Here is a 23860-nt window from a genome sequence, read left to right as displayed (position 1 = left end):
CTTACAGGCAGCCGCGACGGAAGCCGCCAGTGGTTTTAATCTGGCGCTGATGTTGGTCGGGTTGTTGGTTGGTGGCCTTGGGCACGGCGTGGTAGCCGAAGTGCTCCATTTCCATGGTGGTGGCGTAGTACGCCAACGCTAATGCGATGGCGGCGTCACCGTGGCGCTCTTTCTTGTCGTCGGTTTTGCCTTCGGGGATTTTCGGAATGCCCTTGATGACTTGGATGGCGCGCATGTCGGACAGCACATCGGCATCGCGTGGGATGCGAATGGTTTGGTCTTCAAAGGCGGCCTTGAAGCGGGGCATGTTGTCGAGGTACCAGCTTTGGCTGAGCATCACGGCTTCGATGCGGCCTGAGCCATATCGGTAGCGGGTTTGCTCGGCCAGATATTGGCCATTGCCTCGGGCATCCAGTGCGCCTGCCATGAAACGCGGCAAGCGATCGCACAGGTAGTTAACGACTTGCTCTTGCTGTTTGAACGGCACGTTCTTGAGTTCCACCAGAAACGGCACATGCCGCTCTAGCTGCTGGGTCAGTTCCATGGGGGCCAGCACGGTGAAGTCGCCGCTGCGGGCAAAGTCTTCCCCGAAAGCGTGCTGGCTTTTGGGGTTGAGGGTTTGCAGCAGTGGCAGCAGGTGTTCTTCGCACCAGTCGCGCATCTCGGCTTCGCGCAGGTGTTCGGGCCAGCCGTTGAACTCAGCAGAACCTTCAAACCGAATCACCGGGGCTGTGTGCATACAGGCTTCAATCTGGGCACGACTGATGTAGGCACCTCCACCGGCTTTGGGTACGCAGTAGTATTCTTCTAACGCATCGTCTTCGCTGGCGGTGGCGCGCAGCAAGTCTGCCGTCCATTTGTCTTCAGCAGCCTGACTCCACGGCTGACCAATACGTTGACAGATACGTTTATAGAGGCCTTCGCGGCAAGCATCGTCCAGCGTAATGCGGTGGATGCTGTAGTCTTTTTTGCCTGCTCGGCTGTCGTTGATCAGCTCGTTAAACAGGTTTTCAGTGCCGTTGTGTGTGCTGATCAGCCGGACTTTCGCGCCCCACATGGTGAGTGCCAGAGCGGCTTTGAGCACTTCGGCCAGGCGTTCGTGGAATGCGGCTTCGTCAATCGTGACGTTGCCTTGCATGCCGCGCAGGTTGCTTGGATTGCTGGACAGCGCCTGCACTTTGAAGCCGCTAGCAAAATGGACGACAAAGGTAAGGATCTCTTTGCCATCCTTACCGTCTTCAATAAACAGCTCTTCCTGAATGTCGCCCGCTGCCTTATTAAAGGCTTTGGCCCACATGGCAACGGCGTCGATAAATTCGCGGGCCATCTCTTTGTTGGAGCCCACGTAAAAATGGTTGGTGCCCCCAGCGCTTTTGGCAGCGCTGGCGGTCAAACAGGCGTCGGCGGCTTCGGCCCAGGTGATGCCTGTCCGGCGGGATTTTTCGGCGATTTTGAGTGGCGACTCGTCAGCGATCCAGCGTTTCTGGTAGCCCAGCAGCAGCTCGTTTTCGTCGTAGGGGATATAGGCGGGAGCGTTCATTTTCGGAGCAAACCGTTAAACAATCCGGCAAGTGCGATACCAAATCCAATATGGAACATGCCATCGGAAAGGTGCTTAGCAGCCACCACCAAATCAGCTGAACAAAGGGTCGGAATATCCATCACGCAATCCCCAGAATGTCGTTCTTGATGGTTGTCACGGCTTCGCGCGTCAGACCTGCTGCCGTAGCGACTTTTTCTGCCGCGCTGGCGGCTTCTTCGGCAAAGGCTTTGCGGATCTCTTTTTCACGTTTGAGGCTGTCCATGCTGGCCTTCTCCAGCCGCTGAACCGTCAGCGCGAGTTCCTTAATCAGCCCCAAGCTGGCCGGGTCTTCTTCGTCCAGCGCAGCTTCGGCCACATCGAATGCCATGGTCTGGGTCATTTGAATCAATAACTTGCCAATATCGCCGGTGGGCTTTTCGCCCAGCTTGGCCACCCACGCGTTGGCGGTGGCCTGACGCTCCTGCATTTTCTTGCCGATCTTGGCCATCTTGGTGGCGTAGCGGTTCAGGCCGGAACGGCTGATCTGGTCGGATTCGTCAACGCCAATGTCGGTCAGCTGGCGGTTAACTTCTGCCAGAATGTCGTCTTGGCTGTTGGCCGGATCGCGCAGCGCGGCATCCAGAAATGCGCGCACCTGGTCTGGCAGCTGGTCGATTTTGGACGGGCGGCCTCGGGTGGTTTTTTCTGCCATGCTCAGGCTCCCGGACGCGGTACGCCCACGCCCGGCACGCGGGCACGGCCTTGAGCTACGTCGATACCACGGCCGGTAATGGTGGCCACGTCGGTCGACATCACGCTGTCGAGTGAGATCAGGCCTTGCTCTTCCAGCCAATACAGGTGGGTTTTCACCACGTCGCGACTCACTTTATGGCCGTACGCGTCCAGCATCTTGTTGATGATGGAATCGTTGGCGGTGCCGTTTACGTCGTTGAGGCTGCGCAGAATCACCAGACGCTGGTCTTGATTGAGGATGTCTTGGTAAGCCATCAGTTGCTCCGGTTCAGCAGGTGTTCCTGGATTAATCCCAGATTGCGGTTCATTTGTGCCAGCTGGCCTTCGACTCCGTTGACGCTGTTGCCGATCTGGGCCACGCGATCGCTCAGGCGGTCGAAGTCTGCGCGTGATGGCGCGTGTTCAACGTCTTTTTCAATACGGATTAAACGGTCGTCGATGTCATCGATGTCGCTTTTGGTGGCCCGCTGTCGTTGCGACAGCCATACATAAACAGCGATCAAAAAGGTCACAGTCGCGTTGAAAACGGCAAACCAGAACTGCAGTGCCTGGTAGTTGATTTCGGATTCCATCGGCACTCCTAGCAGTGGTTCTGTAGTTCGCACAGCTGCTGACAGTCGATACAACGAGCCGCAGCAGGTTTGGCCGCCAGGCGTTTGATGGAAACGGGCTCTGCGCAGTCGATGCAGAGCACAACGCCGTTTTCGATCCACTGGTCGGGTTCGTGTTGGCGAGCGGCATGGTTGCGCAATGCACGCTCGCGGTCTTGCTGTTCCAGTTCCTTGGCTTCATCCAGGGGGCTCATCAGAGATCCTTGTTGGCCTTGGCGGCGGTTTGCGGTTTGCGGTTGATGGCCTTCTGATACTCCTTGGCTTTGGCCAGTCGCTTTTCTTCCAGCATGCTGGCGATCAGCTCGACGGTTTCATCAACCACGTCGTTGGTGCTGAGGCGCTGAATCCAACGCAAAAAGCTGATCATCAGGCGGGTAAGCAATCGCTCCAGCACAACCGCCCATTGGATGCGCCCGAATACGGCCTGCACGGTGTCAATAATCAGATCCTTCGTCAGTGCCGAGAGGATCGGTTTTGCAATGGCGAGTAACCAGTTCATGAAGAAGCCTCCAATACGTGCTTGGTTTTGGGGTTGTAGTCAGCGTTCACCCAGTCGGCCACATCGAAGCCTGGGCAACTCTTCGCTTTGTTGTATTCGCGATGGCCTTTGATGTGCTGGATGCTTAAACCCTGTGCAACAAGACTGGGCATTTGCAGAGCACGCACCAGCGACTCCAGAGCAATCCACTGTTCATTGGTGTACTGGTCGCGGCCGATCAGGCAGATGCCGATGGTGTTGTGATTGTGTCCGGACACATGCGCGCCGGTTTCCAACACAGGACGGCCACAGCGCACCGTGCCATCCACTTCGATTACATAGTGGTAGCCGACGGCGGTCAGGTTTGGCTGGTAGCTTGGCGCGATCGACAGGTCGCGGCGGAAGCCACGCTGACGGTGCCAAAGATCAATGTCTTCGATGGTGTTTGCGCGGCCGTTGGGCGTATCTGCGCAGTGAATAACGATGGTGTTGATTTGCGATGGCTCGCGGCGGATACCCATTACATGCTCCTGACCTCGGTCTGTTTGTGATGGAAAACAGTGATGAAGTCAGGGTATGGGGTTGTGCTGTCGGGCTGGTTTAACGTGGGTTTTAGAAGTAATTGGCTAGTTGGACGACAGTATTTGAAGCACGTTGCCATCCATATCAACAGATGCTGCGAGTTTGTGCAGTGTTGGTGCTCCAAATCCGTTTGTTGCTCGGTAATCCATGATTATGATGAGATTGCTGCCTTGGTCGGAGTATGTCGTTTTTACATGCTCGAAACCGTCCGGGTTATTAAGAGCCGCTTTTAGCATGGTCACAAGGTTTTTGTGTGATCCATCCCATGATGAAAACTGACTTTTGACTCTTTGGATATGTTGTTCTTCTGGAGCTTCAGAAAAGGCAACGGTTTTATTAAGGACAACGTAACCACCTGAAGATATTTCTTTCTCGCTCAAGGCACAGAGTTTTTGACAGGGTGTTTTTGAGACAGTCATCCCCTGGTTTCCGTTCAGGCTCAAATCAACATAACAGGTGTGACCATTGGCGCGGTATGAATTCGGAATTAGCGCTGGTGACTCTTTGAGGTGGAGCTCCAGCTGTAACTGCCTTTTCCAGCCCTTGTCCTTGAGCATCGACTGGACCGTGTCGCCAACTGTGATCTTGGTAGATTCTACATCTCCCCAGTAGGCAACAAATGGACTGCACTGGCGGACAAATCCATCCAGCGCTTTACTGACTGCATTGATGCTGATCTTGCTGTGGTTGCGCTTTTTCAGTTCAGCAACAATGGCTGTTTTGCCATCCCAGTCCGGCTTTTCTTGGTAGGTGGGGTCTTGAAACGATGTGGCAACCCATATTACAGAGAATGTACCGAATATAACCATGGCAACCATGGCTGCAATTTTTTTCATGCGATCCATTTAGAATTCCTTGTCAAAACAAACTCGGCTGCACCTTCGCCTGATGATAAGCCCGTTGTTCCTTGATTACCCGGTACACATGCTGCACCGTGATTCGGTACTTCTGTGCCAGCTCATTCGGCAGGATGCCATGATCAGACCAGTCTTTGTAGAGTGCTTTGTCGCGAATCGCTCTTTCCAATACATCGCCCTTAGGCAAGTAGAAATAGCGGCCACCACAGTAGGCTGCTTGCTCCATAACCATCGCGTAGGTAATGCGGTGAGCTTCGTCTTCTGAGTAGCCCATGCGTCGCAATTTGGCATTCAGCAAGTCGATGATTGCGACCAGGTCACGTGGCCATTTTTTGCGGACTTCGGCGTCTTCCAGGTGGTTGATGGCGTCGTCTGGAATTGGTGCGTCTGGCATCAGGTCGTGCTGGTGTTCAGTATTCATCTCCGAATGCTCCAGTTTTCCATGTATCAATTGGTAATTCATAGTGATCAATGATGCTGTTCAACTTGATCCAATATTTATAGTCTTCGGGCGATTCGAGGATTAAAACAACACCTGCCCGCTTATTCGTTTCCATGGCGTAGCCCAGTGCCTGACCAATCGCTTCTGACCACTTATTGCCGAAGTCGAACTCAATGGCGTGTGTTTGGGTTATACAGTCCACTCTAGTTCTATCTGACTGCACGATTTCTGTCTGACCTTTTGCTTTTGAGCACCAAGACTCTTGATACCATTTCTCGTGGTGCTGCCTGGCCGCATGAGAGTTGGTAGATACGAATAAAAGCGTCGTTACTGCGAGAAGTGTTTTCATTTGAAGTCCTTACCAGCTGGTGTCTTTGAGTCGTTCCACCGACGCTTCGGCAGATCGGTAATTGTTTGCGCTGACGCTGCCACTTACTGCCGGTGCTAGTGGCACAACCGCGCCGGTGTTGCTGGCCACCACGGCTTTTAAGTAGTTGTGGTTTGCCAACGGCTTTACAGTGCCTGCTTCGCGTTTGGTGCGCATGCTTTCCACCGTGCCCTGCAGTGCTGGCAGCAGCATGCGCGGGTCGCCGATCTCCATGGTTTCGTGCAGCAGTTTCAGCGCCCGGTCATTCGAGAGGTCACGATTGGCGCTGCGGAACAGCCCAAGGTAACTTGCCAGCGCGCTCCTGACTGGCACATCGAAGCTGAACAGCAGCTTGGTCAGTTCGCGGCCTGCTTCGTCCTGACACAGCTGCTCCAGTGTCAGTCGTGTGTGGCAGTTTGGGCAGCGGCCTACTTGCATGCGTTGTGCTCCTGGGTAACGTGCTTTTCAGCGCGAGTGCGCCACTTTTTCAGGCTTTCGATGACTGTCCATGCGGTTGCGTCATCACAGAACTGAGGTGCCTCGAACCGGTTCTTACTCATGCGTTTCACGTATTTTCTCAATGCGTCTTCAGAGCCGTCTTTAACAATTCCGCTGTTTGCCATTTCAATCCAAAGCGCGCGGATTTTGTCGCCTTGGGTTGGGCCGCCATGCTCAACACCGTTCTGATCCACGACCCTGCGGCGGCTCGTTGGCCCATTTTTCTTGCTTGGCCGGGTTTTGAATCCCCGGACCTTGAGGGCATCGACAACCTTGTTAAGCTCGTTAAGTGACATATCTGCGCAACTGGCCTTGCCTGTAGCGCCAACCAGTAATGCACGATACGTTTCGTCATCCAGACCCAGCTGCTTTTTGGCGATATGAATCATCGCCTTGGCCTTGCCTTGGGCGGTGGCGCCATTCATCGCACTCATTGATTTTGCTCCTTTTGCATGCGCTTTAAACGGGCGTTAACGGCTTTAATAACCGTCTTCTGCAGGTGCGGCAGCTGCAGTGCCTGCTGACATTGGGCAATGCCAAAACTGCGCACCATGTCCAAACGGTTTTCGGTGCTTTGGGCGACGTAGCCGGTTTTACTGGTGAAAGGGTTCATGCTGCCGCCTCCACATCTACGCCGTTCAGTTTCAGCAGTTGCAGGTTCTCCAGCTTTTTGAACTGACGCACCAAGCTGGCAGCAGTGTTGAACGTCGGGTCAAACCATTCGAAGGTTTTATCCAAATTACTGAAGGTTTGGCGAGCACCGCGTTTACCAAAGGTCTTTTCGATTTTGGCCTTCTTGGCCGGGCTGTATGCGGCTTTACTGCGTTTGCGCCAAATTTTTTCAACCAGTGGGTCATAGTGGTCTGAGTCGGGCAAGCCTTTGCCGGGCTGGATGGTACCGTTCAGGTATACGGCCAGGGCGGTTTTGTTCTCGCTAACACTAACGCGCTGCACGCTGATTTCATCATCGCCCCAGCGGAACTGGACGCTGACAAACGAGCGCGCCAGTTTTTCCTGAATGTCTTTCCATTGGTCATTGCTGATCATGTTCGTGCTCTAATTTGATCAGCCGCTTTTCAATCGCGGCTTTGACAACCGGCTGCAGATCGGTGAGCTGCAGCGCCTGTTTCAGTTGCTCTGCGGTAAATTCCTGCACCAGCCAGAGCCGGGCCGCAGGGTCGCGGGCTGGGTGGCCGGTGTTGGGGTAGTGAAAACCGTCAAAGCTGGCTTTTTGCGGCTGCGATGGCTGCGGCTGGCAGTTGTTCCCAGCGCTGGATGTTGACGGCGACTTCATCGGCATAGGCCCACGCTTGCATGGTTTGGGACAGCTTTGGGAACAGCTCGCTGGCAACCAGCCCCTCAAGGGTGTGGGTCAACTGTTTGCCATTAATGCCGTACAGCTCGCGTGAACCTGGACGCAGCTGAATTTCCATCGGCTGACCGTTGATAACCAGCTGGCCTTCGTAGCTGCTGGCAAAGCGAAAACGGATGTCCATTACTGGCCTTTTGTCCATGGCTACTTCATAGGCTTTTTCCAGTGCGGCGATCAGCGCTGGAATGCGATCCACATCGACATCGACCAAGTCCTCGTTGATGTCTACTTGCACTGTGTCGCAGTCAGCAAAGTTGGCGTAACAGGGGCGGACGCTCAGCCAGTCATCCAGAGTGATGACCTCGTCTTTTGGATTTGAGTCATAGATGATGGTTGTCATTGTTAATCCTCAATCACGTTCAGGTTCAGAATGTAGTCGGGCTGGATCAAATCCAGGGCAAAGTTGACCCCAAGGGTCAGGCTGAAGCCGATAAACTCGGTGACGATGAAAAGCACATAGGCTTTCCATACGCACTGCCACAGAAAGGCCAAGGCGTTATATGCTGTGCCGCTCATGCCGCACCTCGCACGCTGGCCAGATCCAACGGGATCTGCTGATAGCGATCGCTATCGCCAATGCGTTCGTACACGCGCACATAAACCGTTGAACCAGAGACCCGGATGGAGTCCTTCAGGGCGGCGGTTGCGAGTTGCCAGTCTCGGTCGTCAATCTCCAGCTGCAGCAGTCCCAGCAGTTCGGCGGTTTTGATCTGGCCAGATCGGGTGGTTCTGAAGGCCCGGTCGACCAGTGCGCGAACGTTCACGTCGGCGTTTTCAGTCCATTTATCCAGGCATACAGCAAACAGCTCTTTTGCTGCCTCCAGTTCCTCACTGAAGTGGATCTGTTCGGCAAACACGCGCTGGATCTTGTACTGGCCGTTATAGCTGGCAAGGGATACGTTGCCCTTCTTACCGCCCAGGGTGACTTCGTACTTGTCGGCGGCGATTTGCAGCAGGTCGGCAATGTCGGCCAGTGCCTTGCGTTTGAACTCGGTCAGCTGCTGGCTGATGGCCTTGGCCTGATCAACAAGATCGCTGACGCATTGGTCACGCAGCTTGTCTTGTTCTTTTACCTGGTCTTCCGGTACCAGACGGCCGCGAGCGTCTTGCATGTAACCAGCGGGAATGGGTTGTACTGCAGTCATAGTGTTGTCCTTTGTATGAATCATTGGTTGATCTCCCATTCGATCCGGCAGCCCGCCAAAATGGCGCACATGGTTTTAACCCGGTCGCGGTTGGCGTTGGTGCGGGTTTGTGCCCAGCTCCCGCCAATCGCTTTCAACTTGGCGCTGCTGCGAACGTGTAACACGGGCACGGCCAGTGTCAGGTTGGCTTCCAGCACTTCCACGCCCATATCGTTCAGCGCAGATAACGCATTAGCCGCGCCAATCAGTTTGATGCCCAGATGCCGGTTTCCGGCTGGTAGTGTTTCTGCTTGGTGGTTCATGTCACTTTCTCTCCGCGTAGCCACAGGTTTTGCAGGCGCGGTACAGCTGCACTCGCAATGGGTTGTGTGTGGTGATGCCGTCGCGCTGGTAGCGCTGGCAGTTGTCCAGTTCCAGTTCGCCCAAAATTGGGCAGGTCACGGTGTCGCCCAGGTATTGGCCCCGAACGAGTTTTTCAATCCGGCTTAAATCGCCTGGGTATTTGCCATTCAACACTTGGCTGACCAGTGTTCCAGACACTTCCAGCTCACGGGCGACCTGTGCCTGGGAACGGGACAAACACTGGTTGCGCAGCTCGGTCAGCCAGCGCGGTTCGTCTATGCTGAGTGCGTCTGTCAGTTCGATGGCGTCCATCAACAGGCCTCCTGTTCTTCGTCGGCAGACCAAACGATCTCGCCGGTGTTGGCATCAAACACCTGGTCGATCGTTTGAATGATTGGCGGTAGCGGGCCGGTGTAGCGCTGCTGCACAAAGCGGTATACGGTCAGCGACTTTTTATGCACTGGCGGCTGTGCAATCACGACGTAGCCTGCGCGCTCCAAATAACGGCAAAAGCGTTTGGCTTCGGAGTCGCTGACAGCAACGTCGTCAGTGCGGGCGGTTGATGCCAGCTCGCGGCTGGTGAACGTGCCCAGCGTGCGCATCGAGCGCCACAGGTTTTCCCTTACACGGCCCAACTTGCTTGGCTTGCCGGTGTTGGTAAGGCGCGGGGCTTCGCGGCCGGTGTTGCGTGCCAGCTGGTAGGTGTAGCGCTTGTGGTTGCGTGGCAGCGCTTCTTCTGCCGCGACGGTCACGAATCCGCCCAGCTTCAGCTTGTGCAGGTAGGCATGCACGCTGGCGTCGGTGACGGTTTGGCCCGCTCGCTTGCTGGTCTGGATGATCAGATCCGCTTCGGTGAACTCTCGCAGTGCGCGCACGGTGTCCCAGATCGTCTGCTGAATTCGGATCTCTTTAGCGTGGGCAAAGCTGCTCATGCGCGCCCCCGTGGTGCTTGGCCGGTGAACAGTGGCTGGTCGAAGTTCGCGATGGTGACGCGGTCGGTGCCGTTGTCCGCCGCCCAGTTGCGGATATTCTCCAGATTGACGCAGATCCGGCGGGTAACCCCCTTGGTGGCGTCCAGCAGGTTCAGCAGCAGTTGTTCGTCAATGTCCACATCGCGGGCATAGATGCTGGCCAGTTGCAGCACATCGTTCATTTGGCACGGCTGCGCGGGCTCCCAACGCAGAATGCGGTTATGGATCTTTTCAAAGTGGCTCAGCTTGGCGGGCAGTCGTTCTTCGCCAATCAGCAGGATGCTGGCCTGTGAGCCTTCGTACAGGTCCATCGCCATCATTACGTGCGACTTGCTGTCGGCCAGCCAGTCGGCCTCGTCGATGATCAAGGGGCGTCCGGATTGCATCAGTTCTTCACAGGCTTGCTCGGTCATGGAGGCGAGGTTTTTGGATGGCAGAATGCCCATCTCCTTCAGGATGGCTTCCAAAAACGCGCGGCGTGTCCAGGTGCTTTTGCACTGCACGTAATACGCGCGGTGGGCGTTGGCCACGTAGCTGGCGGCAAAGCTCTTGCCGTAGCCAGACGGACCATGCAGTACACCCAGACCGGGCAGTGATGGGCTGCGTTCCTGCAGTTGCATCATTGCGCGATTGGCCAGTGCGACGTTGGTGATACCTGCAATATTCGACATAGTCGTTCCTTCCTTTATTGGGTGTTTAAACTGCGTTAATCGTTACTTGCGGCCGGTCAACGGCAGGCCGCCGGTGCGCATCTGGTGCAGGTCGCGGCCTGTTTTGAATGCGCTGCTGTTTTTGAAGCGGTTGAACCAGTTCGCCTCGGCTTCGGTGGCTTCGCCGTCATCGATGCGCTGGCTGATGTCCAGGGCAAACAGATAACGTTCGGCGTAGTCGGTTGGCGGTGTGATGGCCGGGGCTTTGAACTCAGGACGAATCACCTGCGCGGCTGGCTTGGCAGGTGCCTCAGTTACTGGCAGAGCTGGCAGATCGGCCGCTGGTTGCTGGGCAGTCAGTGCTGCTTTGGCGGCCTCAATGCCTGCGCTGGTGTGTTCCTGTTCTGGGCGTGGGAAGTGGCGCACTTTCTCGGCACGTTCTTCGGCCGCACGGTGTTCCAGGATCTGCTGTGCCACGTCGCGCTTGGTGACTTTGCGGGCAGCAGCTTTCAGGCGGCGACGCTCTTCTTGAATCGCTTCCTTCTGGATAGCCTTGGCTTTGGTGCCAACTTCTTCGCGGCTGATGCCGGTGATCTCAGGATCTTCAGCGGTGCAGAGATAGTCACCGTCGATGCTGTACACGTACACACGGCCCATATCCGCTTCGTCGTAGAACACGTTCACCTGCTCGCCGGTGTGGGCAGCCAGCTCTGCGTGGATGTAGATGCCGCCGTCGATCTTGAGTCCTTTTTTGGTGATGGTGCGGGTACCGGCAGGCTCGCTCAGCAGTACGTCCAGCAGGCGTTCGTCGTTGATGGTGCGAATGTTTCCGGCGTAGCTGGCCACGCGGGCGGCTGGGGATTCGCCCAGGCTGCTGTGACGGCGCGGGTGGTATTCGTGCTCCAGCCAGTCGTTGCAGAATTGCTGCAGCTCGGCGGAACTCATTTTCACTTCAATCAGCTCGTCTTTCTGAAACAGGCGATCGCTGAATGATCTGCGGCTTTCGATGGCTTGGCGCTCGGTGATGTTGTGGCCAATGTAGCCCGGCAGAAGCTCGGCGATGTCGTGCGAGAACGTTTTGAATACGCGTTCAATGTGAGGCTTTTTCCAGCCCTGAAACGGTGGGCAGAATTCCTGCTCAACGCCCAGCGAGCGGAATACCTGCTGGATGTATTTTGATTTGTAATCCGCGCCGTTGTCCGTCTTGGCGGTTTCTGGCACGCCCCAGCTCAGCAGGCAGCGGCGGATAACCTGGGCAACGCCCTTGCTGTTGGATGTTGGCATCACAACGAACAGGGTGCGGCGGCTGTAAACGTCAATCGCTCCCAGAATGGAGTGACGACCGTCGGTTAGCATCAGGTCGGCTGGCGTGCTGTCGAATTCCCACAGCTGGTTCAGGGCGTGGACGTGTTCAGAGGCAGAACCTTGCGCATCCATATATTTGTTCTTCCACGCGTCCGGGTTGGTGACGGCGGTAAATACGGCGCGGTTGTCGCTTTTCCATTTGCTGATCCACTCGGCCAGACGGCGCTCGGATGGCAAGGTGACTTCGGTGCCAGCGAATTCAGCGCGCAGGGCCTTAACCAAGGTGGTGATCTTGATGTGTGGGCGGTCAACCACCATGCCCACGATGTACTCGCGCAGTGCTGGCTGGCTGTCGATCACGCCGGTACCGCGACGGCCTTTGCCGGTGTCGCCTGCCAGTGCGTCGATGCCGCTGTCGTTGATCTTCTTTTCCCAAAGGTACAGGGATGGTCGGCTGCACTTGGGTTCAATCTCGCGCACCCATGCTTCAACGGCGATTTCTTCCGCTTTGTAGAGGGTGCTGAATTCGGTGTATGCCTTGCCCTTTGGCAGTCCGCTGGCGCGGTGGAATTCCTGCGCGGCGTGCAAAATCGCCAGCTTTGCGTCGACTTTCTTCTTTTGGCCATCGGACAGTTTTTTGTAACGGTTCAGCGCCTGCTCGCGTTGCAGCTGGGCTGCGGCTTTGGCGTTGTCGTCGTCCAGTAAAACCGGATTCGCACGGCTGGCGGCTGCGGCCTTTTTGGCCATGCTGATGCGTAGGGCACGCTGGCTTTCTGCAGGCAGGTTACTGATGTGGTATTCGTTGCCTTTGCCGACGGCTTTCGGCCGTGACTGCCAGCTTTCGGCTTTCGCCTTAATTTGTATGGCCCGCTCGGTACCTGGAAGCCCGGAAATACCGGCCAGATCCTTGGGGGTAAACCAGTCGTTCATTGGTCGTCTCCAAACAGTTCCAGCTCAGGTGCGCACATGCGTTCAACGCGTGTGTGGTGGCTGGCAACATCGCCCATCAAACGGGTCAGTTCGGCCATGGCGGCTTCGCCTTCTTCGTCGCCCTGATAAAAGGCAGCAAGAACGGCAACGGCAGCACTGAAAGAGCCGTGCAGCGCCATCAGGTCTTCGGATTTTGCTGGCTTGGAGTTGGGCATTGGCACCAGAAGTTGGTGTGAGCTGGCGGCCAGGTATTGGGTGACGAAGCTCTGGCCGCATGCGTGTTCAAATGGACGGATCATCAGTGCAGGCATGCGAGCCTCTTCCAGCCATTTGTAAAGTGTGTAGTGATTCGGCAGACCCATCAGGTCCGCGATGCGCTCGACAGACAGGCTCTTAACCTGCTTTGCGTGCTCAACGCACAATTCCATGCCGTGCTTGAGCGACCGAGGTTGTTGCCGTTTCCAATTCCGCTTTGCCATTGCTACTACCTGCGAGTTGGGGTTCTAAATAAAAAGTGGTTTTGCCTCTATCGGCGGGATTTCGCTCTGCCTATGCTGATTTCAGCCAAACAAGACAGAGGTCGCGCAACTTATGACGCATTTCGGTAAACTTCCGCGCAGGTGCTGCTCGGACGAATTCGGGTAGGCTCCTGATAACGACTCGGCCAGATGACATCTGGCGTGGTGCCCAGAAACTCAGCGATGATGCTTTCAACCTTCGGATACTTGAGGTTGAACACATTGCTGAAGGTGCGCGGGTTGTAACCATTGGCGCGAGCCAAATCGGCCATGGTTACGCTGCGCTTGCGGATTGCTGCTTTGATGTCTTCCTTGTGCCAGTCGGCTGGTGAGCGGTTCTCGGACTTGCTCATTTTTTTCGCCCTCTTACTAATGACTTCGGTTAAGCGTTGTTACTTGTCGGTACTGCTTAACGGTAGGGCTAAGTTAGCGAGATTTCGCCAATCGGTAAAGCGAAAATTCGCTTTTCGTTTTCATTTTTCGGTTTTATTTCGCGATAAATCCGTAATTCATTGATTTAAAAGATAATTTTTAAAAGCGAAAAGTCGCCATTGCTTAACCTTAAATTTCGGATTCGCCATGAACAAAAACGAAGAACTCGATGCACTTGCATTACGAATAAAGGAGTGCGCGAATATTTGCGGGGGTATAGGAAAACTTTCGCTCACATCTGGAGTGCCGAGACGAACCATCGACTACTACATATCAGAAGGAACTGAGCCAAAGTGGTCCAACCTGGTATTGATTGCCAATGCAGCTGGCGTCAATCACGAATGGTTGATGGTGGGCACAGGGCCAAAGTTGCGCGGTGACTACCAGTCTGGGGTCGATTGCGTCAAAGAAGAGGAACCCGCGCCGTACGCAGCAGACATCGCTGACGAATACGCGCTGATCCCAGGTTACAGCATCCAGGTAAGCGCAGGACCAGGGGCGCTTGCTGGTAGTGAGGATGTATCGCGCAAGCTGGCATTTCGCCGCAAGTGGCTGAATTACAAGGGATTGCACGAAAAGGATCTGGTCGTGGTGTTCGCAAAGGGCGACTCTATGGAGCCAACGATTAGCGACAACAACACCATCATGGTCGACACAAGCGACAGAAGCCCGCAGGACGGCCGCATGTATGTGATTCGCGTCGATGGCCACTTGGTGGTAAAGCGGACGTCGCTCGTTCCAGGGCAAGGCGTCCTGCTAATCAGCGACAACAAAGATTATCCACCCAACCTGGTGAAGTTCGACGGCAACATGCCGGATCTCGAAGTGATTGGTCGGGTTGTGTGGGTTGGCAAGGATTACTGAGTCGCGACATCTTCTTGGACAGTGTAATTTTGTCTAGGAACATACCGCCAAAATACAAACGCCGAGCAATTTCGCTCGGCGCATGTTCTTAGATAGATTTCATTCAATTTCGGTTAAAGCATCGCTTAAAACCGCATGAATACTGAATCCGTCCCATTTGATTCCATTCAATTCCACTTAATCCCGGATTCAGTATCTATCTAAGGAGATCTATCTGGTTACAAGAGTCAGCAATGCCCTGCCATCCCCGCAGGGCGCGGCCTGCAGGCCGCCAGAACGGTGTTGGCGAATTTGGAAAGGACGAGTCATTCCACTGCATTCGCCGCCTTGTTCTGACAACCTGCAGGACTCGCGCAGAGCTGTGCAGAGTTATTCAGAGGGTTCCTATTATTTTAAATCCGTTACCAAATTATTGGATGCGGGTTGTCTTGGCGCCGGATTACTGAATGGCTGATAGAGCAACTGGCCTGTTAAAAAGAGCAGGGTGGTTATTCCACCCTGACCTGATACTGCAGTTTAAACTCGGGAATGTCGGTGCCATCCGCTGCGCTCATCACGCCCCTTGGGTTAAGGCGAATGTGCGTGATTGCTTCGTCGATGCCGCGGGCATCCGGTTGCGGCACATAGTCGAAGTTGGTTCCATCGGTTGAAAAATCGACATCGTCGGTCAAATCGTCCAACGCGGTAAAGTTAAAGGTCAGCCCTGACGGAGTGCTGTCTCCGTCGGTGAAAATAATCGGGCCGCTGTTTCCCGGGTTGGTGGTATTGGTGAAGTCGTCGGCAATAAACACCAGTTCGGAATCAATCACGTCGACAATCACAATGCTGTTGTTAGTGATGCTGCCGTCGCCTGGGTTGCGTATCGTCAGTGTGTACATGACATCAGCACCGGGAATGGCTTTGGGGTTATTGGTGCCGTTCACCGGGTCCCATATGGTTTCTGTCGTTTTGATCAGTTCAGGCTCCGGCCGCCCAGTGACGTTGATAATCACCGTCCGTTTGGCCATAACGATGCCTTCATAGCCCTCGTCGGCTTCTATGGTGATACGCCATTGGCCTATCCATTCCTCGCCATCCGGAAACTCCATGCCTGGCTCGTCTGCGGGTGGATATTGGTAGGTTTTGAACGCCCCTGAGCTGATGATGGGGTCGAGCAATACCGGGCTGGGTTCCGTACCTCCAAATGAGGGCAGTAGCTCATCACCTGCCGGTGTTCTGATGCTGGTGATGCGGGCTTCGGTGATGTCTTCAAAACCGAAAGGGTCGCTGACAACGATTCTAAGGTAAGCCTCAGACCCTTCTGTAACCTGAGTGGTGGCGGTGCCATTTGGGTATGGGGCATCGTAAGCGAGGATGCTGTTGATGTTGATGATGGTATTGGAGTTCAGCTCAATTCGTGCCCGGGTGTTGGACCGGTTGGCGTAAATGCGCATGTCGTCTTCAGCGTCGAGGCTGATGTGAAGCTGCAGGCTGTCTCCTGCATTAATAGAGGCCTGGTTGATGATTTCCAAAGGGTAGGAAAAGCGGTAGAAGCGGTTGCAGCGCAGCCTGTTCCAATTACTTGAGAAGGATACCTGGTAATCGGCAATTGTCTGTCCAAGGGTCGCGTTGACCAGCTCGACCTCGAAGTTGTAAATCCTGCTTCTGCCATTTCTACAGTCCATCTGTACGTAAAACTCACTGGCTATGTCTTCGCTGTAATCCAGTGACAGGTTGGTTTGAACCGCCGGTGTCAGTGTCCAGACTGCGGTTGTTCCACTGTCGATGGTGAAGTAATCCGGTGCGCCAGAGGCTTCCTCCGACATACGGCTTAGCGTCAAATCCGCACTGTTGTCACTCATATGCAGATACAAGGGTTTGTTGCCCTCGGTAGAAAAGGCTTGCCCGACGGTGACGGTTTCTGAGGTGATATTGGTTGAATTCAGATTGCTGTCGGTTACCACGGCTGTGTTGGTGAAGGTGTCACCGCTTTGCGCGGCGGTTGAAACGACAGCGTCGAGGGTGATGGCAACGCTGCCGTTGGCCGGTACAAACACATCCGTCAGTTCAAAATATCCGGCACCATGGTCGCCATCCGGTGCTCCATAGGTTTGTAAGCTCGCTCCTGAAGGCACCGTAATGACACTGAAGGAGTCGATGCCGGCGGGCAGGTGGTCCAGCAGTGTGGCAATGGTCGAGCTGTTGCCGGTGTTATTCAGGGCGATGGTGTATGTCAGTGTATCGCCGGGGTGAAGTGTTTCCCCAAGGGTGCTGAATTCAACATTTTTGACCGACGTCGTCAGGTCGGCGGTGCCAATGGTAAGGCGCAGGGTGGTTTCATTATTCCAGGCGTTGTTGTCGAATTCCCCAGCGGCAATGGAAACCGTTGCCGTCATGTCGATTTCGTCCAGTGTGGTTGCTGCCGTCCCCAAAGTCAGTAACAGGTCTTCACTGAGTTCTTCGTCCCCGATCGAACCAGAGTAAACGCAGCTGACGGTGCTACTGGTCGCGGCATGACATTGCCAATTGGTGCCGCTGAAGCCCTCGTATGAAACATTGTCCTCCAGGTCTATTTCAACCGTTCCGCCGCCTACGGCGTCACTGGGGCCGTTATTGACTATATTCATCACAAACGTGGCATTTGTACCTCGTACAACACCGACGTCGCCGTCATCAATAATGGTCAGATCGGAAACCGGTTGGTTGGGAATACTGATGATTTCTGCACTCAGGAAAACCCTGTCCTGGCCGGTAGAATAGACGGTTGTCGCCGAGGTCTGATTAGCGCTCAGGTAGTTGCCAATTTGATAGCTGTCGATGTCGACACCAGAGGTGGAACCGATCTCATTGGAACGGGAGTTAAATTGGTTTCTGCTGGGGTTGTTGCTGTCGGTCAGCTCGTTGTTGTTGAAGAAAAGGTCTTCTCGAACGCCATTTTTGGTTTGAGAGTTACCGTCGTCTCCCTCCCAGGTGATATGTGCGTGGTGGCCTTGCTTTTGTCCAGGATTGTTATCGACGACAAAATTGTTCGGCGTCAGTGTGATGGAGCTTCCCCAGAAGGTCTGGAAACCATCGAAAATATTCACAACTCGCAAAGGCTCGGTCGGCGCTTCGTATACAATGACCAGTGCCCAGCCGCCAAAGACGGTGGCGTTGTCGCAATAGCGACTGTTCTGCCCGGTTTCGAATGTTAGGCCGCTAAATGTGTAATTGGTGGACGTGCTGTTGCTGACGTATTCGGTGACGTCGGCTTTGCCAGCAAAATAGGTGCGGTTATTGTCGGTTTCAACGGTGTGATAATTACCCGGTGTGGCGCGGATAGAACGTCCATTAAGGGTCACCTGGGAATCAACAGAGCCATTGCCAGCCCAGTATAGAAAAGCCGCTTCAATGGTCGCATTGGCCGGGAGCTGTACTGTGTCTTCAGATACGCCTCCCTGTACCATTTGGCATTCGTCGTCGCTTCTGCGTAAAGAGCCGCCTGCCAGAGCGAAGTCGATGTTACCTGCAAAGGTCTCGTTCAGTTCTACCTGGGTGTCGGCATGAGTGTAGATAGCAGCAAGCAGAAAATAGCAGGCAAAAAAACAATAACGGACCAGGCGCAGCAGTGTCTTCCAGCCGCTCGTGGCGCATCCATACGCTCGATTTGACATGTCGTCGCTTTACGATAGTGAGCCAGTACTACCTTGTTCTGGCTTGGTGTGTGTGATTTTTAGTCAGAATACCATGCTGACTGTAAATATCTGTGAGTTGTTGTTAATTTTGCGTTGACCGGCTGACGGTGCCTGTTGTTCTTGCGAAGTTTGTCACGCTTTGCTGGTCTTCAGTTTTTCCAGATAGCCTCTGAATAACTCTGCATAACCCGGTGCCGTAAGCGTTTTTGATCCTGACAGGCCTGACTACTGTATCTGGCTTTCACTGGATGCTGCCGCGCCGCGCCAATTCGTGATCTGGCCCGCAGTAATTGATGTACTCCTTCCGCTACAAGGTTGAAATCCCCTTGTGTGAGGTAAAGCCCTGATGAAGTTCCCAATGCATGGTGGCGATCTGGCCGCTGCCGCTGCGTATTTTGGTGTGCCAATGAACGGTTGGATTGACTTGTCTACCGGCATCAATCCGGAGCCGTATCCCTTTCGCGTTCCTCCGCTGGAAACCTTTGCCTCCATGCCGTATCTGGATGCAAGCGCGCATGCCGCAGCCTGCGGCTATTACGGCAGTGACCAGCTGGAGGTTATTCCGGGGTCGCAGTCCTTTATTGCCCATCTTCCCGGCTGGTTGGAAAACAAACCGATGCTGGTTCCTGACGTGGGTTATCAGGAGTATCAGCAGGCATGGAAAGACGCTGGCAGAACCGTGCAACCGTACAGCGCCATGGACGCGGGCTCCATGGTGCGCAGCGTGGAAGATCAGCTGGCGTTGAATCCGGATCAGCACCTGGTGGTCATCAACCCGAACAACCCCACGGGTGTGCAGATGCCGTTGTCGGTTTTGGACGGCTGGGCCAAACGACTGGCACCGGGTTGCTGTTTGCTGGTGGATGAAGCCTTTATGGACATGACGCCTGACCAATCCATTTTGCAGTCGCCTGATCGCAGTGCGGCAGATTTGCCTGCCAACGTGCTGGTGTTGCGTTCGTTTGGCAAGTTTTTCGGGCTGGCGGGGTTGCGCATTGGTGCCGTAGTGTTTGGTAATCAGGTGTGGGAACGCTGGCAGAGTGTTCGACGGGGCAAGTCGCTCTGGAGTCTGAATGGCCCGGCGCAAACCATCGCGGCGGATGCCTGGCGAGATACCGACTGGCACCGTTTTGCCCGCCATCAAATCCCGATTTTGGCCAATCGTATGCACCGGACGCTGGCGCCTTTAATGGCCAATGCACGGCTGCAAAGCCGAGGTGGCTTGTTTGTGAGCTATGTTTTGCCAGAAGGCGAGGCGAGTGCAATTTATGAGGGGTTGGGCAGAGAAGGCATTCTGGTCCGGCCGGTAGCCTTGTCCGCAGGCGCTGAGATGGCTGGTAATGGTGAAAGGGCCGTTAGAGGTCAGGCAATGCTGCGATTTGGACTGATTTCGGCTTCCAGAACGGATTCCTGGGACCGCTTGGCGGCGGTGGTCGATGAGCTGTCGCAGACGCTGCACGCAACAACCTCATTAACAACGGCCGCCGCCAAAGCTGGCTAGGGTCCCTGGAAACTATCAGGACATGCCGTTGGCGTAATCCGCTTGGGCTTCCAGCAGCTTGCCACGGACTGGCTTCAGGGCTTCGGCGTAGGTCAGCAGTTGATCGACTGCGAACTGCGCGCGCTTGCTGATATAGGCGTCGGATTCCGCTTCAACACCGTCTTCCCACAGATCGCCTACGCCGCGCAGAATCAGGTGTTCCGGGGTGTACATCAAACGGGCGTTCTTGTAGCCGCTGGCGCGCAATTCTGCGATCACAAATGCACCGCCAACCGCGGCAGAAACACCGACCAACAGCACGGGCTTATGAGCCATATGCGGCTGTCCTGCATTCCACAGCAACAGGTTTTTCAAACCGGCAGGTGCCATGCCGTGCCACTCCGGTACCACAAAGATAAAGGCGTCGGCATTGGCGGCGGTTTGCTGCACTTTACTTATGGCTTCATTGGCCGGCGTTTCGCCATCCCACAGTGGCAGGGAATCTTCAAACAGATCAATGATATCGGCATTGCCGTTCAAAAAATGCTGCTTCAGTACTTCGGCAATGCGGGCGCTTTGGGAGTCGCGGCGATGAGCGCTGGAGATAATGGCGGTGCGGAGAGTGTCGGACATGGTCTGTTCCTTTCAGAAGGTCACTGTTGTACGGCGGTGGATTCTAGGGGGAGTTGGCGTCAGTCCCTATGTCTACTGGTGAAACTATCTGTTTTCTGGTTCATTACAGAGCCAGGGATTAACGTAGATGGCCCTGAAAAAGTGACCAATTGGGAGTGTGTATGAACCCCGTGATCGACTTGTTGAAGTCTCATCGATCCATTCGAAAATTTACCGATCAGCAGGTCGACGATACCGTCATCCAGCAGTTGGCCGAAGCCGGACAGGGGGCTTCCAGCTCCAACCACGTTCAGGCCTACACCATTATCCGCGTCACCGACCCACAGCTGCGTGAGCAAATCCAGCCACTGGCGGGTAATCAGCCGTACATTACTGGTGCGCCGGAATTCTGGGTGTTTTGTGCCGATATGAAACGCACTACCGATGCCATCGGCCGCGCTGGCGTCGAGCCGCAAATGGGCATGATGGAGCAGCTGATCGTCGCAACGGTCGATGCCACACTGGCAGCGCAAAACGTCGCCGTTGCTGCGGAGTCCCTTGAGCTGGGCATTTGCTACATCGGCGGTGTCCGCAACAACCCGCAAGAGATCAGCGAACTGCTAAAACTGCCGACCCATGTGTACCCGGTGTTTGGTATGTGCATTGGCTACCCGGATCAAACACCAGACATCAAACCTCGGCTGCCGCTGGCGCTGGTGTTGCAGGAAAACACCTACAACGATTCCAACGATCAGGCACTGGTGGAGCAATACAACGCCGACATGGAACGCTACTACCATGAGCGCACCGGCGGCCAGAAAAGCTCCAACTGGACGGAAGGCCTGAAGCCGATGTTTGCCGGCAAACTGCGCCCGCACATGAAAGATTTTTTGTTCAAGCAGGGGTTTGAGGGGAAGTGAGGGGGTTGAGGTGAGGTATGAGACAGCCGATGAACCAGACGGGGCGTTCATCCGCTGTCTGAAAACCGCTGCGGCGGCACTCCAAAGTTCTTTTTGAAGGCAGCCACGAAGGCGCTGCTACTGGAATAGCCCAGCGACAGCGCGATGGCTGCGCTGCTTTCCCCATCTCCCAGTCGCTGTACGGCTTCCAGTAGTTTCAGGCGGGTACGCCATTGGCGAAAGCTCATACCGGTTTCGTTCTGAAACAGTCGTTCGATGGTGCGTGGGCTTGCGCCTGCTGCTGAGGCCAGTTGTTGCAGGTTACTGCTTGCGGCCGGGTCTCGGGTAAGTATGTCCATCACCGCCTGAAGGCGGCGATCGCGGCCGCCGGGCAGGTGCAGCGGCGATGTCTGTTGTTCTCCGAGTTGATCCAGTACCACTTCAATCAGGTTGGCGGTTTTGACACTCATGGGCGGGCTCAGGTCGAGCGAAGCCAGTTTGAGGATCAACTCTCGCATCAGCGGGTTGATGGTCAGTACCAAACATTGATCCGGTAGCCGATGAGTGACGGATACATCAACAAACAGGTAGCCGATGCTGGCGTCACTGACCACCTGGATATCGTGCTCCATATTGCTGGCAATCCAGACGGCATGGCTGGGCGGCACAATCCAGCTGCCGGAGGCCGTATTCACTTTCAATACACCGCTGGCAGCCCACGCCAGTTGTGCGCGGGGATGGCTGTGTGGGGTACGTAATGAGCCCGCTGGTAGTTGTTCAGACAGGCACAGCACCGGGCATTCCGGGTCCATACGACGGCCAAGCCGTGTGCCAGTGCCGTCTTCCGGGCGCAGGTATGGTGCTTGAGTATCGGCCGAGTGTGGCGATGCACTGGAGTGACCTGATGATTCCGGGCTTGAATGACAGTGTAAACCTGGCGGGTTATCGATATCCATTGGCGTTCTGTCGACTGATCGCAATTGGTTAACTTGCCACAATACGCTGACGGTGCAAATGGCTGCAGCAACATTCTGTGTTCCTGTGGGGCATTTGCTGCGATCCAGTTCGATTCAGAATCAGGTGTTTTATGTCCAGTCCGACACTCTCAAAACCCCAAGGTGTTTTCCATCCCAAGTATATTTTTCTGGCCTTGATGTTTGCCCTGGCGGCTTGGGTATTGGCGTTTCCGGTTGCGGAGTTGGACGCCACCCAGAACTACGCTTTGGTGCTGGTGTTGTTGATTGTGCCTCTGTGGTCCACCGGTGCCGTTCCGGAATTCTTGACGGCTCTGATCTTTTTTCTGATTGCCATTCTGGCCGGTATTGCAGAACCCAATGTGGTGTTCTCGGGCTTTGCTTCTACCGCCTTGTGGCTGATCTTTGCCGGCACGGTGATGGGCATGGGCATTCAAAACACCGGGCTTGGTGATCGCCTGGCGTCGGTGTTGCAACGGGTGTTAGCGGGTAGCTATGAGCGCCTGATTATTGGGCTGGTGGTTGGCGGCCTGTTATTGGGGTTTGTGATGCCGTCGTCGATGGGGCGGCTGGTGATGATGCTTCCGATTGTACTGGCGCTGTCTGAACGAATCGGCTTTCAGCCGGGCACTATGGGGCGGTCGGGAATCATTATGGCGCTGGCGATTGGTACTCACATTCCAACGGTGGCGATTTTGCCTGCCAACATTCCGAATATGGTGCTGAGTGGTGCTGCAGATTCCTTGTATGGCATCCAGTTTGGCTACCTCGATTATCTGATTCTGCATTTTCCGGTACTTGGCGCTCTGAAAGCGGCGTTGCTGATTGCGATTATTTTGTGGGTGTACCCGGCGCGGGAATCCAATGCCATTCTGGCGAAGTTAAATGGTGGTGCTGATGTCGGGACGATGGCTGCGACTGCGGTGAAAGGCTTCTCGAATGGTCAAACCCGCATGCTGTTGGTGTTGCTGGCGGCATTGGCCTTGTGGTTAACCGACAGCTGGCACGGTATGAATCCCGCCTGGGTTGGTTTGGCTGCCGCCGTCTTGATGATGATGCCAGGGGTGAATCTGGTTGACCCCAAAAAGCTGAATGTGAATGCCACCATGCTGATTTTTATTGCAGGCATTCTGGGTATTGGCGCGGTCATCAATAACTCGGGTCTTGGCCAGTGGTTCGCACAGCAACTGGAGCACCTGTTCCCAATGGCGCCCGGTGACCATTTTCGCAACTACCTGTCGTTAGCCAGTATGTCGTTTCTGGCAACCCTGCCAACTACCCAGGCAGGCGCTCCGGCCATGTTGGCGCCGATGGCAGCTCACTTTGCAGAAACGTCCGGATTTGCGTTGAGTACGGTATTAATGACCCAGGTGCTGGGGTATTCCAGCATTATGTTTCCGTACCAGTCCGGCCCTTTGTTGATGGCCATGCACCTGAGTGGTGAACCTGCAAGTCGGGTGCTGAAAGTGCAGTTTCCGCTGGCCTTGATTACCTTGTTGGTGTTGGTGCCGCTGGACTACCTCTGGTGGGATTGGCTCGGCATGTTTGATTGATAAGCTATTACTGCTCAATAGCTTGTTAGGCTATTGAGCAGTATCGATGC

General features: G+C 55.0%; 33 protein-coding genes. 4 read left to right on the top strand and 29 right to left on the bottom strand.

What is annotated here, in order from left to right; translation table 11 throughout:
• Position 1: 1 nt before the first annotated feature.
• The 26 genes from G516_RS0114720 to G516_RS0114595 all read right to left on the bottom strand — a co-directional run bounded on the left by G516_RS0114720 (position 2) and on the right by G516_RS0114595 (position 13696).
• Positions 2-1540 carry a terminase large subunit domain-containing protein gene (locus G516_RS0114720; RefSeq protein WP_028294277.1) on the bottom strand — a complete coding sequence of 513 codons (1539 nt, stop codon included), beginning with the start codon at positions 1538-1540 and terminating at the stop codon, positions 2-4.
• Complete coding sequence (locus G516_RS25200) at positions 1537-1662, bottom strand: hypothetical protein (protein ID WP_281168044.1); 126 nt, start codon at positions 1660-1662, stop codon at positions 1537-1539. The genes G516_RS0114720 and G516_RS25200 overlap by 4 nt, the downstream gene beginning before the upstream one ends.
• Complete coding sequence (locus tag G516_RS0114710) at positions 1662-2234, bottom strand: DUF3486 family protein (protein WP_028294276.1); 573 nt, start codon at positions 2232-2234, stop codon at positions 1662-1664. Before G516_RS0114710 ends, G516_RS25200 begins: the two co-directional genes overlap by 1 nt.
• 2 nt (positions 2235-2236) lie before the next feature.
• A complete protein-coding gene (locus tag G516_RS0114705) occupies positions 2237-2530 on the bottom strand; it encodes a VpaChn25_0724 family phage protein (RefSeq protein WP_028294275.1) in 294 nt (97 codons plus the stop codon).
• Positions 2530-2847, bottom strand: coding sequence for a DUF2730 family protein (locus tag G516_RS0114700; protein WP_028294274.1), 318 nt, complete (start codon positions 2845-2847; stop codon positions 2530-2532). The genes G516_RS0114705 and G516_RS0114700 overlap by 1 nt, the downstream gene beginning before the upstream one ends.
• Before the next feature lie 8 nt (positions 2848-2855).
• Positions 2856-3080, bottom strand: a complete 225-nt coding sequence (locus G516_RS0114695) for a TraR/DksA C4-type zinc finger protein (protein WP_028294273.1) — start codon at positions 3078-3080, stop codon at positions 2856-2858.
• A complete protein-coding gene (locus G516_RS0114690; RefSeq protein ID WP_028294272.1) occupies positions 3080-3385 on the bottom strand; it encodes a hypothetical protein in 306 nt (101 codons plus the stop codon). Before G516_RS0114690 ends, G516_RS0114695 begins: the two co-directional genes overlap by 1 nt.
• Positions 3382-3885, bottom strand: coding sequence for an N-acetylmuramoyl-L-alanine amidase (locus tag G516_RS22740; protein ID WP_051219473.1), 504 nt, complete (start codon positions 3883-3885; stop codon positions 3382-3384). Before G516_RS22740 ends, G516_RS0114690 begins: the two co-directional genes overlap by 4 nt.
• A 105-nt stretch (positions 3886-3990) precedes the next feature.
• Positions 3991-4791 (bottom strand): hypothetical protein, encoded by an 801-nt coding sequence (locus G516_RS0114680; RefSeq protein WP_028294271.1) that lies wholly within the window; start codon positions 4789-4791, stop codon positions 3991-3993.
• 13 nt (positions 4792-4804) lie between these two features.
• The gene (locus G516_RS24035) at positions 4805-5224 is read right to left on the bottom strand and encodes a Mor transcription activator family protein (RefSeq protein WP_051219472.1); all 420 of its coding nucleotides are present in this window, start codon (positions 5222-5224) and stop codon (positions 4805-4807) included.
• Positions 5214-5594: a hypothetical protein gene (locus tag G516_RS24760; RefSeq protein ID WP_028294270.1), complete on the bottom strand. Its 381-nt coding sequence runs from the start codon at positions 5592-5594 to the stop codon at positions 5214-5216. Before G516_RS24760 ends, G516_RS24035 begins: the two co-directional genes overlap by 11 nt.
• Before the next feature lie 9 nt (positions 5595-5603).
• Positions 5604-6050: a hypothetical protein gene (locus G516_RS22730; protein ID WP_051219471.1), complete on the bottom strand. Its 447-nt coding sequence runs from the start codon at positions 6048-6050 to the stop codon at positions 5604-5606.
• Positions 6041-6544, bottom strand: coding sequence for a gp16 family protein (locus G516_RS0114660; RefSeq protein WP_051219470.1), 504 nt, complete (start codon positions 6542-6544; stop codon positions 6041-6043). Before G516_RS0114660 ends, G516_RS22730 begins: the two co-directional genes overlap by 10 nt.
• Positions 6541-6723 (bottom strand): hypothetical protein, encoded by a 183-nt coding sequence (locus G516_RS0114655; protein ID WP_028294268.1) that lies wholly within the window; start codon positions 6721-6723, stop codon positions 6541-6543. The genes G516_RS0114660 and G516_RS0114655 overlap by 4 nt, the downstream gene beginning before the upstream one ends.
• Positions 6720-7157, bottom strand: coding sequence for a hypothetical protein (locus G516_RS0114650; RefSeq protein WP_028294267.1), 438 nt, complete (start codon positions 7155-7157; stop codon positions 6720-6722). Before G516_RS0114650 ends, G516_RS0114655 begins: the two co-directional genes overlap by 4 nt.
• Complete coding sequence (locus tag G516_RS25195; RefSeq protein ID WP_281168043.1) at positions 7144-7266, bottom strand: hypothetical protein; 123 nt, start codon at positions 7264-7266, stop codon at positions 7144-7146. Before G516_RS25195 ends, G516_RS0114650 begins: the two co-directional genes overlap by 14 nt.
• Before the next feature lie 61 nt (positions 7267-7327).
• The gene (locus G516_RS0114640; protein ID WP_028294266.1) at positions 7328-7822 is read right to left on the bottom strand and encodes a hypothetical protein; all 495 of its coding nucleotides are present in this window, start codon (positions 7820-7822) and stop codon (positions 7328-7330) included.
• A gap of 2 nt (positions 7823-7824) precedes the next feature.
• Positions 7825-7998: a hypothetical protein gene (locus G516_RS24755; protein WP_156879056.1), complete on the bottom strand. Its 174-nt coding sequence runs from the start codon at positions 7996-7998 to the stop codon at positions 7825-7827.
• On the bottom strand, positions 7995-8627 hold the full coding sequence (locus G516_RS0114630) for a DUF3164 family protein (protein WP_028294265.1): 633 nt from the start codon (positions 8625-8627) through the stop codon (positions 7995-7997). Before G516_RS0114630 ends, G516_RS24755 begins: the two co-directional genes overlap by 4 nt.
• Before the next feature lie 20 nt (positions 8628-8647).
• Positions 8648-8929 (bottom strand): hypothetical protein, encoded by a 282-nt coding sequence (locus tag G516_RS0114625; RefSeq protein WP_028294264.1) that lies wholly within the window; start codon positions 8927-8929, stop codon positions 8648-8650.
• 1 nt (position 8930) lies between these two features.
• On the bottom strand, positions 8931-9281 hold the full coding sequence (locus G516_RS0114620; protein WP_051219469.1) for a helix-turn-helix domain-containing protein: 351 nt from the start codon (positions 9279-9281) through the stop codon (positions 8931-8933).
• On the bottom strand, positions 9281-9901 hold the full coding sequence (locus tag G516_RS22725; RefSeq protein ID WP_051219468.1) for a hypothetical protein: 621 nt from the start codon (positions 9899-9901) through the stop codon (positions 9281-9283). Before G516_RS22725 ends, G516_RS0114620 begins: the two co-directional genes overlap by 1 nt.
• A complete protein-coding gene (locus G516_RS0114610; RefSeq protein WP_036536706.1) occupies positions 9898-10611 on the bottom strand; it encodes an AAA family ATPase in 714 nt (237 codons plus the stop codon). Before G516_RS0114610 ends, G516_RS22725 begins: the two co-directional genes overlap by 4 nt.
• A 42-nt stretch (positions 10612-10653) precedes the next feature.
• Positions 10654-12825 carry a Mu transposase C-terminal domain-containing protein gene (locus G516_RS0114605; protein ID WP_028294261.1) on the bottom strand — a complete coding sequence of 724 codons (2172 nt, stop codon included), beginning with the start codon at positions 12823-12825 and terminating at the stop codon, positions 10654-10656.
• Positions 12822-13304 (bottom strand): hypothetical protein, encoded by a 483-nt coding sequence (locus G516_RS0114600; protein WP_028294260.1) that lies wholly within the window; start codon positions 13302-13304, stop codon positions 12822-12824. Before G516_RS0114600 ends, G516_RS0114605 begins: the two co-directional genes overlap by 4 nt.
• 110 nt (positions 13305-13414) lie before the next feature.
• Positions 13415-13696 carry a helix-turn-helix domain-containing protein gene (locus tag G516_RS0114595; RefSeq protein WP_028294259.1) on the bottom strand — a complete coding sequence of 94 codons (282 nt, stop codon included), beginning with the start codon at positions 13694-13696 and terminating at the stop codon, positions 13415-13417.
• A 226-nt stretch (positions 13697-13922) separates the two neighbouring features.
• On the opposite strand from G516_RS0114595, the gene G516_RS22720 reads away from it, so the two are divergent.
• Positions 13923-14639, top strand: a complete 717-nt coding sequence (locus G516_RS22720; protein WP_084645090.1) for a S24 family peptidase — start codon at positions 13923-13925, stop codon at positions 14637-14639.
• Between the two features lie 488 nt (positions 14640-15127).
• Here the strand turns inward: G516_RS22720 and G516_RS0114585 are convergent, their stop codons facing one another.
• Positions 15128-18271, bottom strand: coding sequence for a DUF11 domain-containing protein (locus G516_RS0114585; protein WP_028294258.1), 3144 nt, complete (start codon positions 18269-18271; stop codon positions 15128-15130).
• Between the two features lie 367 nt (positions 18272-18638).
• Here G516_RS0114585 and G516_RS24030 point away from each other — a divergent pair, with 367 nt between their 5' ends.
• Positions 18639-19793, top strand: a complete 1155-nt coding sequence (locus tag G516_RS24030; protein ID WP_084645089.1) for an aminotransferase class I/II-fold pyridoxal phosphate-dependent enzyme — start codon at positions 18639-18641, stop codon at positions 19791-19793.
• A 15-nt stretch (positions 19794-19808) separates the two neighbouring features.
• On the opposite strand, the gene G516_RS0114575 is transcribed toward G516_RS24030, so the two are convergent.
• Positions 19809-20405 carry an NADPH-dependent FMN reductase gene (locus G516_RS0114575; protein ID WP_028294257.1) on the bottom strand — a complete coding sequence of 199 codons (597 nt, stop codon included), beginning with the start codon at positions 20403-20405 and terminating at the stop codon, positions 19809-19811.
• Between the two features lie 161 nt (positions 20406-20566).
• Between G516_RS0114575 and nfsA the strand changes: the two genes are divergently transcribed.
• Positions 20567-21304, top strand: a complete 738-nt coding sequence (gene nfsA / locus G516_RS0114570) for an oxygen-insensitive NADPH nitroreductase (protein ID WP_028294256.1) — start codon at positions 20567-20569, stop codon at positions 21302-21304.
• A gap of 47 nt (positions 21305-21351) precedes the next feature.
• On the opposite strand, the gene G516_RS0114565 is transcribed toward nfsA, so the two are convergent.
• Positions 21352-22239, bottom strand: coding sequence for an AraC family transcriptional regulator (locus tag G516_RS0114565; RefSeq protein WP_084645088.1), 888 nt, complete (start codon positions 22237-22239; stop codon positions 21352-21354).
• Between the two features lie 131 nt (positions 22240-22370).
• Here G516_RS0114565 and G516_RS0114560 point away from each other — a divergent pair, with 131 nt between their 5' ends.
• Complete coding sequence (locus G516_RS0114560) at positions 22371-23810, top strand: SLC13 family permease (protein ID WP_084645087.1); 1440 nt, start codon at positions 22371-22373, stop codon at positions 23808-23810.
• The last annotated feature ends 50 nt before the right edge of the window (positions 23811-23860 follow it).

The organism is Oceanobacter kriegii DSM 6294 (genome assembly GCF_000422845.1).
GTDB lineage: Bacteria > Pseudomonadota > Gammaproteobacteria > Pseudomonadales > Oceanobacteraceae > Oceanobacter > Oceanobacter kriegii.
The sequence above is the reverse complement of the archived record's forward strand: the minus strand, read 5'-3'. Positions and strand labels throughout refer to the sequence as shown.